A 15,969-nucleotide genomic window follows, 5' to 3' on the forward strand; every position below is an offset into this window, starting at 1 on the left:
GCAATCCGTGGTCCCGCGTGGTCGAGGGAACATAACCTAGGGTTATGGGCTGCCGCCATCTTTTCATTGGCCGCCCGTTTCGCCCCTTCATACCCTGAGCTCATTCAGATGCGGGGGATGGATCATGCGGGTCGCGGTTATCGGCGGTGGGGTGATAGGGCTGAGCACGGCCTACGCGCTGCTGCGTCAAGGGTATCAGGTGGATCTGATCGAGCAGCGTGAGGAAGTAGCGCTGGAGACCAGCTTCGCCAACGGCGGTCAGCTCAGTTATCGCTATGTTTCACCCTTGGCCGATGCCGGTGTGCCGCTGCAGGCGCTGTCGTGGATGCTGCAGGGTAATGCCCCGCTGCGTTTTCGCCCCAGCCTGAGCCCGCATCAGTGGCAATGGTGCCTGCGTTTCCTGCTGGCTTGCCGTCGCTCGGTGAACCAGCGCAATGGCGCGCACCTGCTGCGCCTGGCGTTATATAGCCAGTCGGTACTGCAGGGCTGGCGTGAGCATGAGGCGCTGGATGATTTCTCCTGGCGCGCCAATGGCAAGCTGGTGATTTACCGCAATGCTGCGAACTGGAACAAGGCGCGCAGCGCAGCCGGTGAGTCGGCGCATCAACGCCTGCTCGATGCCGATCAATGCCTTGAGCTGGAGCCGGCTCTGGAGGGGTTGGCCGGACGATTCCAAGGCGGCGTCTTCGCCGCCGGCGACGAGGTCGGTGATTGTCATCAGTTTTGCCGGCAGCTGCTGCGCAAGCTGCGCAGCAATCCTTCGTTCCGCCTGCATGCCGGGCAGCGGGTCACCGCAATACCTTTGGAGAACGGCAGGGTGAGGGCCGTGGCGCTGCATGACGGGGAGCTGGAGGTCGATCATGTGGTGGTCGCAGCCGGTGTCGGCAGCGTGGCCTTGCTCCGCCCGCTGGGCTTGCGATTGCCGATTTACCCGCTCAAGGGCTACAGCCTCACCCTGCCGCTGGCCGACCGTGCAGCGGGCCCGGAGACCAACGTCACCGATTACGACCACAAGGTGGTCTACGCCCGCCTGGGCGAGCGCTTGCGGGTTGCCGCAATGGTCGATATCGGCGGCTGGGATGCCACGCCAGACCCTGATCGGCTGGCCGAGTTGAGACAGCTGGCCCAGGCCAGCTTTCCTCGCGCGGGCGATTACGCGGCTGCCGAGACCTGGGCGGGAATGCGCCCGGCGACACCGGAGGGCACGCCACTGCTGGGTGCCAGCGGTATCGGTAATCTCTGGCTGAACGTCGGCCATGGCAGCCTGGGCTTCACCCTGGCGTGCGGCAGCGCCGAGGTGCTGGCGCAACTGATAGGCCAGCAACAACCGGCGATCGCTCTCGATGGTTTGCAGTTGGCGTCCTGAGAACACCCGAACATTCACAACAGCAGGAGTTTGCCATGTCCGTGCAACGTATTCAGACCAACGACCGCCTTTCCGGTGCGACGCTCTTCTCCGATCTGGTTTTTCTCTCTGGCCAGGTGCCGAGTGACCGCAGCCAGGATGTAGCAGGGCAGACCGCCCAGGTGCTGGAAAAGATCGACGCACTGCTGACCGAGGCGGGATCTGATCGAAGTCACATGCTCAGCGCGCAGATCTGGCTGAAAGACATCGAGAAGGATTTTGCCGCCATGAATGCGGTCTGGAGTGATTGGCTGCCAGCCGGCTGCGCGCCTGCCCGGGCTACGGTCGAGGCACGTCTTGCTTCTGCCGATGTTCTGGTCGAGATCATGGTCATTGCAGTGCGTAAGGCGGCTTGACGGCCGCATTGGTTACATCGTTCGAAAAAACAACAACACGAGGACGTTGATATGCAGCAGCATCGAATCATGGGCTTTCTGGCCTGCGTCATGGGCAGTACCTTGCTGAGCAGCCCCCTGGTCGCTCAGGAGCGTTACGTGACCATCGGCACCGGTGGACAGACGGGCGTTTATTACACAGCCGGACAGTCGATCTGTCGGTTCCTCAATCGCAGTGCTACCGAGCACGGCATCAAATGCAACGCGCCGTCTTCCGCGGGCAGCGTCAGCAACATTGCCTCGATCAAGAGCGGCGACTACGACTTCGGGTTCATCCAGTCCGATCATCAGAACAAGGCGCTCTCGGGCCAGGCGCCTTTCGACCAGGACGGCGCTGTCGAAGATCTGCGCGTGGTCTTCTCCCTGCAGAGCGAGATCCTCACGGTAGTCGCCCGTGCAGACAGCGGTATCGAGACCTTCGCCGACCTTAAGGGCAAGCGCGTGAATATCGGCGTGCCGGGCTCTGGCAGTCGCGATACCTTCGATGAGGTGATCCAGGCCAACGGCTGGAGCAAGTCCGACTTCGCCCTCGCCGCTGAACTGAAACCGGCGGAGATGGCGGCCGCGCTGGGGGACAACAATCTGGATGCCATCACCTATGTGGTCGGTCATCCGAGTGGTGCCATCCAGGAGGCCATGGCTACCGTGCAAACCCGCCTGATCCCGGTCACTGGCCCTGATATCGACAAGCTCCTGGCGCAGGCCAGCTACTTCACCAGGGCGGACATCCCGGCGGGTGTCTATCCTGGCGTGGATCAGTCCGTTCCGTCCATCGGCGGTAAAGCGGTGCTGGCCACCTCGGCCAAGACCGATCCCGAGGTCGTCTACCAGTTGGTCAAGTCGGTGTTTGATAACCTGGAGCGCTTCAAGCGCCTGCACCCGGCCTTTGCCGATCTGCAGGCCGAGGACATGATAAAAGCGGGGCTGACGGCCCCTATGCATGACGGGGCAATACGTTTCTACAAGGAAAAGGGCTGGCTGTAGCCGGGGTGGAGAGTCTCCGGCTGGGCTCTAAACTCTTCGATAACGGGCGCAGTTGAGCTGGGATAGGTAAACTGCGCGCTCAGAGCCCCTGTTACAGGCTCAAAAACCGAGCCCCTCCGTCAGCGAGGGGCTCGCCGTTTTTATCCGAATGACAACGTAGGTGTACGACCCTATGGCCGAAAAACAATTATCCACCGAGGAACTGATCGCCCAGGATGTTGGCGCGCGTTCGCCCGCAGGCCTGATGGCCCAGGTGATCACGGGCCTTGCCCTGCTCTGGTCGCTGTTCCAGTTATGGATCGCTTCGCCGCTGCCGTTCATTTTCGGCTTCGGCGTGCTCAACGATACCCAGACCCGCGCCATTCACTTGGCATTCGCCTTGCTGCTGGCGTTTCTCGCCTACCCGGCGTTCAAGAAGTCGCCGCGTAATCGTGTGCCGCTGCTGGATATCGCCCTTGGCCTGGTCGCCGCAGCCAGTGCCGCCTATCTGTTCATCTTTTACCAGCAACTGGCCCTGCGCCCCGGCAGCCTGACCACGGCAGACCTGGTCACTGCCTGCATCGGCATCCCGCTGCTGCTGGAGGCCACGCGCCGTGCGCTGGGTCCACCCCTGGCGATCATCGCCCTGGTGTTTCTTGTCTACAGCCTGGCCGGCCCCTACATGCCCGGCCTTCTGGCGCACCGCGGGGTCAGCTTCAACGCGCTGGCCAACCACCAGTGGATCACCACCGAGGGCGTGTTCGGTATCGCCCTGGGCGTGTCCACCAGCTTCGTGTTCCTCTTCGTTTTGTTCGGCGCATTGCTCGAACGTGCCGGCGCCGGGCATTACTTCATCCAGCTGGCGTTCAGCCTGCTCGGTCACTTCCGTGGTGGCCCGGCCAAGGCGGCGGTGCTGGCCTCCGGCCTGACCGGGATGATTTCCGGCTCGTCGATCGCCAACGTGGTCACCACCGGTACCTTCACCATTCCGATGATGAAGCGCACCGGCTTCTCCTCGGAGAAGGCCGGCGCGGTCGAGGTGGCGTCTTCGGTCAACGGCCAGATCATGCCGCCGGTGATGGGCGCTGCGGCCTTCCTGATGGTCGAATACATCGGCATGCCCTATGTCGAGATCATCAAGCATGCCTTTCTGCCTGCCGCGATTTCCTACATCGCGCTGCTCTACATCGTTCATCTAGAGGCGCTGAAGCTCGGCCTGCAACCCATCGGCGGCCATCAGCCCAAGCCCTGGCTGCGTCGCCTGACCGGCTTCGCCTTCGGTGCAGCGCTGATCAGTGGCCTGTCGTTGGCGGTCTACTACGGCCTCGGCTGGCTCAAGCCGGCGCTCGGCGAATATGCCCTGCCGGTGATCGGCGTGCTGCTCGCGGTGGTATACCTGGCGCTGCTGAAAGTCGCCGCCAGCGTGCCGGTGCTGCCGCCGGAAGATCCCAATGCTCCGCTGGAGGAGCTGCCGCAGACCCGCGCGGTACTGCTCTCGGGCCTGCATTTCCTGCTGCCGGTGGTCGTACTGGTCTGGTGCCTGATGATCGAGCGCCTGTCCCCCGGCCTGTCGGCCTTCTGGGGCAGCGTGATGCTGATCATCATCCTGCTCACCCAGCGCCCGCTGCTGAGCTGGATGCGCCGTGATGGCAGCCATGAACATGGCACCTTCATCGATGGTGTGGTCGATCTGCGCGAAGGCCTGATCGCCGGTGCGCGCAACATGATCGGCATCGGCATCGCCACTGCGGCGGCCGGCATCATTGTCGGTGCGGTTTCGCAGACCGGCGTGGGCCTGGTGCTGGCCGATCTGGTCGAGCTGCTGTCGATGGGCAACCTGCTGCTGATGCTGATCCTGGTGGCGGTGTTCAGCCTGATCCTCGGCATGGGCCTGCCGACCACGGCCAACTACATCGTGGTGTCCAGCCTGCTGGCGCCGGTGGTGGTGGCGTTGGGGCAGCAGAACGGCCTGATCGTGCCGCTGATCGCGGTGCATCTGTTCGTCTTCTACTTCGGCATCATGGCCGACGTGACGCCGCCGGTGGGGCTGGCCTCGTTCGCCGCGGCGGCTGTGTCCAAGGGCGATCCTATCAAGACCGGCCTAGTGGCGTTCTTCTACAGCCTGCGCACCGCCGCGCTGCCGTTCCTGTTCATCTTCAATACCGACCTGCTGCTGATCGACGTCGACTTCTGGCACGGGGTGATCATCTTCATCGTGGCGACCATCGCCATGCTGATCTTCGCCGCCGGCACCCAGGGTTTCTTCCTGGTGCGCAGCCGCCTGTACGAGAGCGTGCTGCTGTTGCTGGTGGCCTTCACCCTGTTCCGTCCCGGCTTCTGGATGGACATGCTGCACGACCCTTATCAGGACGTGCCGCCGGCCGAACTGGCGCAGGCACTTGATGGCGTCGAGGACGGCAGCTCGCTGCGCTTGCGCATTCTCGGCGAGAACGCCGTGGGTGATCCGCGCGAGTTCACCGTGCTGCTGCCGGTGCCCGATGGTGCTTCGGGCCAGGAGCGTCTGGAGAAGCTTGGCCTGAACCTCTACGAGGAAGGCGACAAGGTGCTGGTGGACAGCGTTACCTTCGGCAGCATGGCCGCCGATGCCGGTCTGGAGTTTGACCAGCAGATCGTCAACGTGCGGGCACCGACCGACCGCTGGATCAAGGAGCTGATGTGGATTCCGGGCTTCCTGCTGTTCGGCCTGGTGGTGCTGCTGCAGCGCCGCCGTATGGTCGCCAAGCCCGCGTAGAGCGCGGCTGAGACCGAAACAAGGCAGCTTCGGCTGCCTTGTTCGTTTATGCCGTGTCGGCGGGTTGCTAGACTCGCCGACCTGACCATTCAGACAACAAGGACTCAGCCAGTCATGTCGACGCCGCGCGTGCACTACCCCTGGTACAAGAAGGAGGATACCGACGCCTTCTTTGCCCTGTTCCAGAACAATATCGCCAACTTCGTGATCATCGCCATCAGCATGCTGGGGATGGGTTTCCCTGCCGAGATCGTATTCGGCCAGGTGTTGCCCGGGGCTGCCGTGGCGGTGATGGCTGGCAACTTCTACTACGCCTGGAGCGCTGCGCGCCTGGCCCGCAAGGAGAACCGCGTCGACGTCACCGCGCTGTCCTACGGCATCAGTACGCCGGTGATGTTCGTCTTCCTGTTCGGCGTGCTGCTGCCGGCGAAGAACCTGACCGGCGATGCCGAGCTGGCCTGGAAGGTGGCGGTGGCGGCCTGCTTCATCAGCGGTCTGATCGAGGCGGCAATCAGCCTGATCGGCAACTGGGTGCAGCGCCATCTGCCGCGTGCCGCCATGCTCGGCGCGGTGGCCGGGGTGGCACTGACCTTCATCGCCGGGGAAATGCTATTCAAGACCCTTGAGATTCCGGTGATCGGCCTGCTGGTACTGGCCATCACCATCGTCGGCCTGGTGGCGCGGGTGAGCATGCCGTTCCGCCTGCCTGCCTCGCTGTTCGCCATCATCGTCGGTACGGCACTGGCTTACCTGATCGGCGCGGCGGACGGCGGCAAGTTCAGCGATGCCTTCACCCACCTGGGTTTCTACCCGCTGCTGCCCAACCTGGCCTGGTACGAAGGCCTGGGCCTGCTGTTCACCAGCCTGCTGGCGCTGATGACGGTGATCCTGCCGATCACCCTGTACAACGCCATCGAGACCATGAACAACGTCGAGGCCATGAGCGCGGCCGGTGACAGCTACAGCGTGCGCGAATGCCAGGCCGTGGACGGTCTAGGCACCTCGCTCGGTGCGCTGTTCGGCGGGGTGTTCCCGACCACGGTGTACATCGCCACCGTGGGCTCGAAGTGGATGGGCGCGGGGCGCGGTTACAGCCTGCTCAACGGCGCGGTTTACGGCGTGGCGACCATGTTCGGCCTGATCGCCTTCATCGCCGCGCTGATTCCGGTGTCGGTGGTGGCGCCGATCCTGGTGTTCGTCGGCATGTCGATGATCGCCACGGCGTTCAACAGCAACCACGCCCGCTACTACCCGGCGGTGGCGCTGGCAATGCTGCCGTATTTCGCCAACTACCTGGCGACCCGCTTCAACCGTGGCGCCCCCGAAGTGGTCGAGGGCATTTCCAGTGCCATCGGCGCGCTGGGGCAGGGCGCCATGTTTAGCGCCATCCTGCTCGGCGCCATGTGCGTGACGGTGATTGATCGCCAGTTCCGCCGCGCCACCGTCTTTGCCCTGGTGGCGGCGGCCATGGCCTTCGTCGGCTTGATGCACGCGCCGAAGCTGGCCAGGTACGCGGCACCGGACTTCGTCCACGGCTATCTGCTGATGGCGCTGTTCTTCGCCTGGTATGCCTGGCGCGGCGTCGAGCCGGCCGTGCCGGAGCGCGTCAGCGGCGCTGACTGAGTCACTCGCCGCCTTCGAGCTTGAGGGCGCCGGTCTCGCCGCCCTCGAGCACCACATAGGCGCTGGCGCAGAACAGCGAGTTGAGCCGCTTCATGTCGGCGATCAGCTCCAGGTGCAGGGAGCTGGTCTCGAGGCTCTGCACGACTTGTCGCTGCAGCCGGCCGATATGCGCATGGGCCAGGCGCCGCTCCTGCGCGCGGAAACGGCGTTTCTCGCGCAGCAGCTGGCTGGCGCTGGTGTGGTCGGCGCTGAGGAACACGTTCAGCCCCAGGCGCAGGTTGGCCATCAGTTGCCCGTGCAGGCTGGTGAGTTCCTCCAGACCCTTCTCGGAGAAGGCCCGGCGCTGCGCCGTTTTCTCGTTCTGGATCTTGCCGAGCATGCGCTCGATCAGGTCGCCGGCCTGCTCCAGATTCACCGCCAGTTCGAGAATTTCCGCCCAGCGCCGGCTTTCCTGCTCGCTCAGCGCCTCACGGGGGATTTGCGCCAGGTACAGTTTGACCGCCCGGCACAGGCTGGCAACATCGTCATTGAGGCTGCGCAGCTCCTTGTTCAGCGCCGGCTGGTTCTGTTCCAGCACCGGTAGCAGGCGGCCGAGCATGGCTTCGATCTTGTCACCGACGCGCAGGGTTTCACGCACCGCGTTGGCTAGCGCAAGGCTCGGTGTGGTCAACGCCGTCGGATCGAGGTGGCGTGGGCGAGCGACGCCGCTGTCGTCGGCACGGTCCGGCAGCAGCCAGTTGCAGAAGCGCGCCATCAGCCCAACGCTGGGCAACATCAGTACCGCGCGCAGGCTGTTGTAGAGCAGGTGGAAAAAGATCACCAGCTCCGCCGCGCGCCAGTTCAGGCTGTCCAACCATTCGGCCAACTGCTGCAGCACGGGCAGCACCAGCAGCAGCCCGATCAGCTTGTAGATCAGGCTGCCCAGCGCCACGCGGCGCCCGGCGGGGTTCTGCAGGCTGCTGGTGAGAAAGGCCAGCAGGCCGCTGCCGATGTTGGCGCCGATCACCAGGCCGATGGCCACCGGCAGGCTGATCAGCCCGGCGCCGGCCAGGGTCGCGGTGAGCAGCACCGCTGCCAGGCTGGAATAGGTGAGCAGGGCGAACAGCGCGCCGACCAGGGCGTCGAGCAGCAGGTCGCCGGTCAACGATGCGAACAGCACGCGAATGCCACGCGCCTCGGTGATCGGCGTGGCGGCGGCGACGATCAACTCCAACGCCAGGAGCATCAGCCCGAGGCCGATGGCCACGCGGCCGAGTTGCCCGGCGCGGGTCTGCCGCCGCGAGAGAAAGAAGATCACCCCGAGAAAGATCAGCAACGGGCTCAGCCAGCTCAGGTCCAGGGTCAGTACGCGCGCCATCAGCGCGGTGCCGACGTCGGCGCCGAGCATGATCGCCAGGCCGGGTGCCAGCGCCATCAGGCCCTGGGCGACGAAGGAAGTGACCAGCAGCGCGGTGGCGTTGCTGCTCTGCACCAGCGCCGTGACGCCGATGCCGGCGACGAACGCCAGCGGCCGCCGGTCGATATTGTGGCTGAGCACCTTACGCAGCTGCGAGCCGAACACGCGCAGGATGCCGGTACGTACGATGTGGGTGCCCCAGACCAGCAAGGCAATGGCTGACAGCAAATGCAGCAGGGTCAGCATAAATCGGCCCCCCTGAACGACGGCCGATTAGACGTTATGGTTTCGGCCTGTAGAGATGAGCATCGGCCGGAAATCGCCGATGCGCCAGTTATTGGGGAAACGATCTCTGCGAGGTGTTCGCTGTCCGTGCGCTGGTAGCGTCGTGGCTCGGATCATTCGCGGACGAGTCCGCTCCCACGGTTGCGTGCTGCCAGATCTTTTCTGTGGGAGCGGACTGGTCCGCGAATCAGGGCCTTCAGCCGTCGCGCAGCACTTTCATCTCGGCGTCGTCGGCGGAGAAACCGCGCTCGAGCTTGAACTTGAGACTGAGGTCAGTACGCGAGTCAGCGAACTTCAGCGCTTCGGCCAGGCTGATGCGGCCGGCTTCGAGCAGGGCGAACAGGTGCTGATCGAAGGTCTGCAGACCTTGTTCAGCGGCCCGTGCGATGGCCTCGCGCAGTTCGTCCAGTTCGTCGCGCTGGATCAGGTCACGGATATAGGGCGTGCCCAGCATCAGCTCCGCCGCCACCACACGCTTTTGTTCGATGCCCGGCACCAGGCGTTGGCCGATCACCGCGAGCAGGTTGTGCGCCACGTCGGCCAGCACCTGCTTGCGGGCATCATCAGGAAAGAAGCGGGCGATACGCTCGATGGCGTGGCTGCTACTGGTGGCATGCAGGGTGGCTACGCACAAATGGCCGGTTTCGGCGTAGTGCAGGGCGTGTTGCATGGTGGCGGCGTCGCGGATCTCGCCGAGCATGATCACGTCCGGTGCCTCGCGCAGCACGTTGCGCAGAGCGTCGTCGAAACTGTGGGTATCGAGGCCGACTTCACGCTGGTCGATGATCGAGCGCTGATGGCTGTGCAGAAATTCGATGGGGTCTTCGATGCAGACGATATGCCCGCTCTTGTGACGATTGCGAAAATCCAGCATCGCCGCCAGGGTGGTGGACTTGCCCGAGCCGGCCGCGCCGGTGACCAGGATCAGCCCGCGGTCCTGCATGGCCAGCTTCTCCAGCAGCTTGGGCAGGCCGAGCGCTTCGAAGCTGGGAATCTGGCTCTTGATCAGGCGCACCACCATGGCCACTTCACCGCGCTGGTAATAGACATTTACGCGATAGCGCCCGGCGCCTTGCAGGCTGACGGCTAGGTTCATCTCCAGGTCGCGTTCGAACTCGGCGATCTGCTTTTGCGTCATCAACTGATAGGCCAGTTGCTGCACGTCGCCGGCCTTCATGCTGCGCTGGCCGACCGGCTGGCTGTGCCCCTCGACCTTCATGTGCGGCGGTGCGCCGACGCTGAAGAACAGGTCCGAGCCGGCATGTTGGTGCATCAGCTGCAGATAGGGGAAAACGTCGGGCTGGTCGTTGGGGCTGGTGTCGTTCATCGGCGTGTCGCGGTTGCTTCATGGTCCAGCAAGGATAGCCGGCGTCCTGCCAATTCAGTTGTTGCGCATCAAGATAAGAGCGTGAATGGTCGCCCTATGTCCTTTTGCTGGACAGCCGCGCTCGCGCAAGCAAGAGTCCGTGCTCAAGGCGGGAGGCGATTGCACGCCAATGACTGGAGATTGATAGTGGGATTTTGGCGGGCGACTCTGTTGAGTCTGCTGGTGTGCGCATCGGCGCGAGCCGAGGTGCTGCATCTGGCCACGGGTGATGACTACGCGCCGTTCACCGGCAAGGCGCTGGTGGGGCAGGGCATGCTTACTCAGGTGGTACGCGCGGCACTGGCCGAGCAGGGTATGGCGATCACGCTCGACTGGCTGCCGTGGAACCGCGGCTACCTGAAAGCCAGGCGCGGCGAATACGACGCCACCTTTCCCTATGTGCCCTCGGCCGAGCGCGAGGCGGATTTCCTCTATTCGGCGCCGATTTATGAGGCCGACCAGTTCCTTTACAGCCGCGCGGGCGACGCCATCGAACTCGCTGATCTGCCGGCCATGGCGGGCCGCCGCCTCTGTTATCCGTTGGGCTGGCAGGCGCCAGAGGCGATCCAGCAACTGATCGAGCAGGGCGTGCTGCGCCGCCATTCACCGCTCGGGCTAAAGGAGTGCGCGCGGCTGCTGCTGTTGCAGCGTGACGACCTGTTCATCGCTGATCGTCATCTGGGCGAAAGTGCGTTGCGCTCCACCGGCGCCGACGCAGGCGCGTTCCGTCGTTCGCAAGCCGCGTTTCAGCACAATACGCTGCACTTCATCGTCTCGCGTCAGCATCCGCGCGCGGCCGAACTGATCGAGCGCTTCGACCGTGGATTCGCGGCGCTCAAGGCGCGCGGAGACTATCAGCGACTGATCGAGCGCTACGTGGAGTAGCGCCTAGCTGGCCAATCAGGCCAGCACCATCATGATCGCCACCAGACTGCCGGCCGCCAGTAGCGTCTGCAGGGTGATGATGCCGGCCATCAGCTGGCTGTCGCCACCGAGCTGGCGGGTCAGCACGTAGGCGGTGGGGGCGGTGGGCAGGGCGAAGAACAGCACCAGCACCGCGCTCTCCATGGCCGGCAGTGCCAGCGCCCAGGCCACGCCCCAGGCCAGCAGCGGCATCGCCAGCAGGCGCAGCAGGCTGTTCCAGGTCAGCGCCGGGATCTCTCCGCCGAGCTGTTCCGGCTTCAGCGCCGCGCCAACGCAGAGCAGGCCCAGCGGCAGGCTGGCGGCGGCGAGCAGGCTGAGCAGGCGATCGCTGCCGCCCGGCAGGCCGATGCCGGTCAGATTGAACAGCGCGCCGCCCACACAGGCGAGGATCAGCGGATTCTTGATGATCGGCAGCAGCAGGCTGCGGGCACTGACGCCACGCTCGGCCGTCAGCGACCAGACCGACAGCACGTTCACCGTCGGCACCATCAGCGCCAGCATCAAGGCCGCGAGGGTCAGACCTTCCTGGCCGAACAGGCTGCCGACCACAGCCAGGCCCAGGTAGGTGTTGAAACGCAGGATGCCCTGGGTGAAAGCGCCAAAACGCCCGGCTGGCCAGCCGCGCAGGCGACGTACCGCCAGCAGCGCCAGCCAGGCGATGCCCAGGCCGAGCAGCACCGCCAGCGCCAGGCGCGGCAAGGCCGGGTTGTTCAGCGGCGCGCGCGCCAGGCTGGAAAACAACAGGGCGGGGAACAGAATGAAGTAGTTGAGCCGTTCGGCACCCGGCCAGAAGGCCTCGCTGGGGAACTCGCGCAGGCGCAGCCAGTAGCCGGCGACTATCATGGCGAACAGCGGCCACAAGGCCAGCAACAGGTCTATCACGGCAATCCCCGACGGTGGTGAGCGCCTATCTTGGTCAGCGGCGCCGGGCAATGCAAGGCGGAGGCGGTATGACGATCGAACATCAAGGCGGCTGCCAATGTGGCGCGCTGCGTTACCTTATCGCTGCGCCGCTGACGGACATTGCTCATTGCCATTGCTCGATCTGTCGGCGCAGCAGCGGCGGCATTCTCACCACCTGGGCCACGGTGCCGCGCCAGGCGTTTCACTGGCTGCGCGGTACGCCCAAGGCTTTCGCTTCGTCGGCCAGCTGCACGCGCTATTTCTGTGGCAATTGTGGCGCGCATCTGGCGCTGTTCACCTCGCTTAGCCCTGAAACAATGGATGTGACCGTCGCCACTCTGGACGAGCCACAGAAGGGCCCGGCTGATCGGCATATCTGGGTGAGTAGCCGTTTGCCATGGCTGGAGTTGGACGGACAGTTGCCGTGCGAAGACGGGGAGAACATGGCGTGATCAGGTCGCCGTCGATCTCGGTGCCATTATTTTGATGTCAAAATGTTGTTTGCTTTGCCTGTGAGCTGTGTCACATTCCTGCCCCTGGCTATATCAGGGATGTTCTTGTGTTTTCAGGGATGCGCCTCAGGCAAATTCTTATTGCTCCATTGCTGAGCAAACCCGGCGCTGCAGTGGGTTTGCTGCTGATGCTCTTCGTGGCGTTCTTCAACCCGTTCGGTCTGCGGGACGCCTCTGATCGTCATAGCGAAACCTGGCTGCTGCGCATGCTCGCGCCTTTCTACCCCGAGGCTGGGCAGGAAGAGGTGGTGGTGGTGCTGATCGACGATCAGGCGTTGGCCAGCATGGGCGCCAGTTGGCCGCTGCGTTACGGCGAGCAGGCGCGCCTGTTGCGCCAGTTGCTCAGCTATCAACCCAAGTCGCTCTTCGTCGACTTGCTCTATACCCAGAGGCGCTATGACGGTGGCCCCACCGAGGGCCTACAGCGGGCGCTGGGCACCTTTCGTGAACAGGGCGTGCCGCTGATCCTCGCCGATTACCACGATGCGCACGGGCGCTCGCTGGTATTGCCCGAATTTTCCAGCGTGGCACGCACGGCTCCGGTTAACTGGAGTGGCTACGGTGAGCGCTATCCGCTGTTGTTGCAGAGCCCGCAGGGCGAGCTGCGTACGCCAGCGTTGCAGTTGTACCAGGTCGCTTGTCAGGCACAGGATTGTTCGCCGCAAGGCTTCGAGGTGCCATTGCTGGTGCGTTGGGGCTATTGGAGCGACGCACGCATGCAAGGTTTCGTCGACCTGAGCGGCTGTGACGTGCGTGGGCAGCGTGGCGATTGGGGACAGCTCCTGAGCATGCTGGCCGCCGATGCATTCCGTTCGCTGCGTGTCGCCGGTGAAGTCGAGCGGCCCCAGCCTTGCCCCTATACCCGCACCCTGTATGCCAATCAGTTGCGTGATCCGAGTGTCGCCGAGGTCTTGCGTGGCAAGCATGTGCTGTTGGGCGCGCATATCCGTGGTATCCCGGATCTGGTCAGCAGCCCGGTACAGGGTCTGTTGCCAGGCGTGTACGTGCATGCGATGGCTCTGGATAACCTGCTGACGCAGGAGAAAAGCTACTGGCGCGCGGCACCGGACGGCTGGTTCGGCATCAGCCTCAGCGACTGGCTGGAGATCGGCTTTCTGCTGATCGCTGGCGTGGTCGCGCTATGGATTCCGCAGCAGCCGCGCAGCGAGGGGGGGCGCCTCTACCGCTGCGCCAGTCATTACCTGTTCTGGTTCGTTCTGCTCAGCAGCCTGGCGCTGCTGAGCAGTTTCTATCTCGCGCGCTGGTTGCATATCGCGCCATTCGACTGGCTTGGGCTGGTGCTGATGATCGGCCTGTTCTACGCCTACCTGGGTGAAGCCAGGGTTGCCGAATGGTGGCACCAGCGTGCGCGTCGCACATCAACTGAAAGGGAGATCTAGCAATGTTCAGAGCCACAGCATTCGGGCTGTTGCTGTGCAGTATGCCGGCATGGGCGCAGGAGCCACTGAAGATCATCGGCTATCCGCTGGAAAAGGTCGCTGTGTATGACGAGCAGGGCGAGTTTCTCGGCGACATGAGTCGTGACCAGCTTCCTGCGCCGGAGGTGCAGGTGATCAGCTTCAGCGAGACCAGGAACCTGTTGCTGATTGCCGTGGGTGAACGCCAGGTCTGGCTCGACCCGTTGGACGTGAAGCTCAATCAAGGCAAGACCGTTGATTTCGATTGCCGCAAGGTTGCCGAGACCAGCTTGCTGGCAGACAGCAAGACCAATGGCGTGATGGGCTATTCGAAAGCCTGCGGCAAGTAAGACAAGGAGGCTTCATGCGTAAGGAAATGGCTCTGGCAGTAAGCTGCCTGTTGTTGTTCGGTTGCCAGCAGATGCCCATGACCAGCCAGGCGCCGCTGGAAGGCAAGTTCATCGACAGTCCGCGGGCGCGGCCGCTGGCGCTGCAGCCGGTGACCAATAATTCCTGGTTGAACAATGCGTTGGTCGATCGTTTGGCCGGCGCTGCCGACCCGGATGAAGTGCGTGGTTTCGGCAAGTTGGATCTGACCGAGCAGATGGCGCAGGTCGAAAGCTTCCAGGCGCCGCAATTGCAGGCCTATTGCGATCAGGTGCTGGCTCGCTTGCTGGCGCATTGGCCGCACGCCAAACCGGATATCAGGGTGCGTTTCAGCGCCTCGGAGAGCTTCGGTGCACGGGCCACCGCAGACAATATCATCTACCTCAATCTGGGGACTTTGCAGGCCATCGAGAGCGAGGATGAGCTGGCCGCGATGCTTGGGCATGAAGCAGCCCACTTGTTGCTTGGGCACCTCGATCGCGAGCATTTCTTCAATCAGCAGAAAAAACTGCTGGATGCTTCGGTGACGGCGGTCAGCCTGGGTGCGACCCTGGCGAGTATGGAAAGCCAGAAGAGCGGCACGTCGCGCAAGCTGGTGGTGGGTAATCCTGATGCCGTGGGCAAGACCATCGTCCAGAGCAGCCTCTCGGGCAGCCTGCTCAAGGCGGTATCCGATAACTTCTGGAACAGTAGCTGGACGCGGGCACAGGAAGACGAGGCCGACCTGCTGTCAGTCGACCTGCTCAGCCGTGCGGGTTACTCGCCGCGGGGGGCGGTGCATGGCATCCAGCGCCTGCAGAGCTTCGAAGGCAGCAACGTCAGCCAGTTGCAGCGCTATCAGGCTCAGCAGAAACAGCTGTTCAGCCAGGCGATGCAGAAAAAAGGCGTCAGCGGTTTGCTCGAACAAGGGCTCCAGAGTGGCATGACAGCCGCGCAACTGGCGGTTGTGGATGTGTGGAAGGACTTTGGCAAGACTCACCAGTTGCCCGCTCAGCGCGAGGAGGCATTGGCGCGTTATATCGCCAGTGAGTACCGCAGCGAGAGACGCCGAAGCCCGCAACTTGCCAGTTATCAGCGGCAACTTCTCGGAGGCCAGAGCGGCAAGATTCTAGCCGGACAGGTACTGATCAATCGTGCGACCAAGGCCATCGACAAGGGTGATCTGAACGAAGCGCGCAAGTTGGCCAGGGAGGTGGCGAAGGGGCCTGCAGCCAAGAGTATGCGTGCGCAGACTTTGCAATTCGTCCTAGCGGTCCAGCAGCGGCGCTACAAGGACGCGCTGGCCAATCTGGAGCAGGTGCCGGAGGGTGAGTGGCAATACGCGTCTCTCTCAAGTTATGACCAGATCATCACCCTCTCGCTGAGTCTTAACCGCCAAGCTCAGGCCGAGCGCTATTTGCAACGTGGTCAGGCGCATTGGGGCAGCCAATTGATGACGCCGCTGGAAATCTCCGTGCATCTGCAAGGCGCGCGGGTGGCGCAGGCGCAGCAGGCCTACCAGTCATGCCAAAGCAGTGCCAGCAAGGGCTTGTTGGCTCAGTGCGAGTCGGCGATTGGTCGTTTCAAGCCACAAGTAGCGCCCGCCAACCCATTGCAACAGCTCGGCCTGCCCTCGGTGGGCAAGTTGTTCGGTAGCTGAC

13 protein-coding genes are annotated in these 15,969 nt (G+C 63.6%); 10 read left to right on the plus strand and 3 right to left on the minus strand.

The window, feature by feature from the left end; genetic code table 11:
- Window positions 1-124 precede the first annotated feature (124 nt).
- The 5 genes from B2U07_RS08900 (at window position 125) to B2U07_RS08920 (ending at window position 7,138) form a co-directional block, all read left to right on the plus strand.
- A complete protein-coding gene (locus tag B2U07_RS08900) occupies window positions 125-1,366 on the plus strand; it encodes a D-amino acid dehydrogenase (RefSeq protein WP_296276833.1) in 1,242 nt (413 codons plus the stop codon).
- Window positions 1,367-1,401: 35 nt separating this feature from the next.
- Entirely contained in the window at window positions 1,402-1,761 is a 360-nt protein-coding gene (locus tag B2U07_RS08905; RefSeq protein WP_296271880.1) for a RidA family protein, read from the plus strand.
- Window positions 1,762-1,812: 51 nt separating this feature from the next.
- A complete protein-coding gene (locus B2U07_RS08910) occupies window positions 1,813-2,784 on the plus strand; it encodes a TAXI family TRAP transporter solute-binding subunit (RefSeq protein WP_419096331.1) in 972 nt (323 codons plus the stop codon).
- A gap of 172 nt (window positions 2,785-2,956) precedes the next feature.
- A complete protein-coding gene (locus B2U07_RS08915; RefSeq protein ID WP_296276835.1) occupies window positions 2,957-5,515 on the plus strand; it encodes a TRAP transporter permease in 2,559 nt (852 codons plus the stop codon).
- 114 nt (window positions 5,516-5,629) lie between these two features.
- Window positions 5,630-7,138, plus strand: a complete 1,509-nt coding sequence (locus B2U07_RS08920; RefSeq protein ID WP_296276836.1) for an NCS2 family permease — start codon at window positions 5,630-5,632, stop codon at window positions 7,136-7,138.
- A gap of 1 nt (window position 7,139) precedes the next feature.
- Here the strand turns inward: B2U07_RS08920 and B2U07_RS08925 are convergent, their stop codons facing one another.
- Window positions 7,140-8,780: a Na/Pi cotransporter family protein gene (locus B2U07_RS08925; protein WP_296276838.1), complete on the minus strand. Its 1,641-nt coding sequence runs from the start codon at window positions 8,778-8,780 to the stop codon at window positions 7,140-7,142.
- A 235-nt stretch (window positions 8,781-9,015) separates the two neighbouring features.
- Window positions 9,016-10,146, minus strand: coding sequence for a PilT/PilU family type 4a pilus ATPase (locus tag B2U07_RS08930; protein ID WP_296276841.1), 1,131 nt, complete (start codon window positions 10,144-10,146; stop codon window positions 9,016-9,018).
- Between the two features lie 159 nt (window positions 10,147-10,305).
- Between B2U07_RS08930 and B2U07_RS08935 the strand changes: the two genes are divergently transcribed.
- Window positions 10,306-11,070, plus strand: coding sequence for a substrate-binding periplasmic protein (locus B2U07_RS08935; RefSeq protein WP_296276843.1), 765 nt, complete (start codon window positions 10,306-10,308; stop codon window positions 11,068-11,070).
- A 15-nt stretch (window positions 11,071-11,085) separates the two neighbouring features.
- Here B2U07_RS08935 and B2U07_RS08940 read toward each other — a convergent pair whose 3' ends face one another.
- Window positions 11,086-11,952, minus strand: a complete 867-nt coding sequence (locus B2U07_RS08940) for an AEC family transporter (RefSeq protein WP_296276868.1) — start codon at window positions 11,950-11,952, stop codon at window positions 11,086-11,088.
- A 107-nt stretch (window positions 11,953-12,059) separates the two neighbouring features.
- Between B2U07_RS08940 and B2U07_RS08945 the strand changes: the two genes are divergently transcribed.
- The 4 genes from B2U07_RS08945 to B2U07_RS08960 all read left to right on the plus strand — a co-directional run bounded on the left by B2U07_RS08945 (window position 12,060) and on the right by B2U07_RS08960 (window position 15,968).
- Complete coding sequence (locus tag B2U07_RS08945; protein ID WP_296276845.1) at window positions 12,060-12,464, plus strand: GFA family protein; 405 nt, start codon at window positions 12,060-12,062, stop codon at window positions 12,462-12,464.
- A 119-nt stretch (window positions 12,465-12,583) separates the two neighbouring features.
- Window positions 12,584-13,924: a CHASE2 domain-containing protein gene (locus B2U07_RS08950; protein ID WP_296276847.1), complete on the plus strand. Its 1,341-nt coding sequence runs from the start codon at window positions 12,584-12,586 to the stop codon at window positions 13,922-13,924.
- A gap of 2 nt (window positions 13,925-13,926) precedes the next feature.
- Window positions 13,927-14,292, plus strand: coding sequence for a hypothetical protein (locus B2U07_RS08955; protein WP_296276849.1), 366 nt, complete (start codon window positions 13,927-13,929; stop codon window positions 14,290-14,292).
- A 14-nt stretch (window positions 14,293-14,306) separates the two neighbouring features.
- Entirely contained in the window at window positions 14,307-15,968 is a 1,662-nt protein-coding gene (locus B2U07_RS08960) for a M48 family metallopeptidase (RefSeq protein WP_296276851.1), read from the plus strand.
- The last annotated feature ends 1 nt before the right edge of the window (window position 15,969 follow it).

The sequence above is a fragment of the Pseudomonas sp. UBA7530 genome (genome assembly GCF_002479365.1).
In the GTDB taxonomy this organism is placed as follows: Bacteria; Pseudomonadota; Gammaproteobacteria; order Pseudomonadales; family Pseudomonadaceae; genus Aquipseudomonas.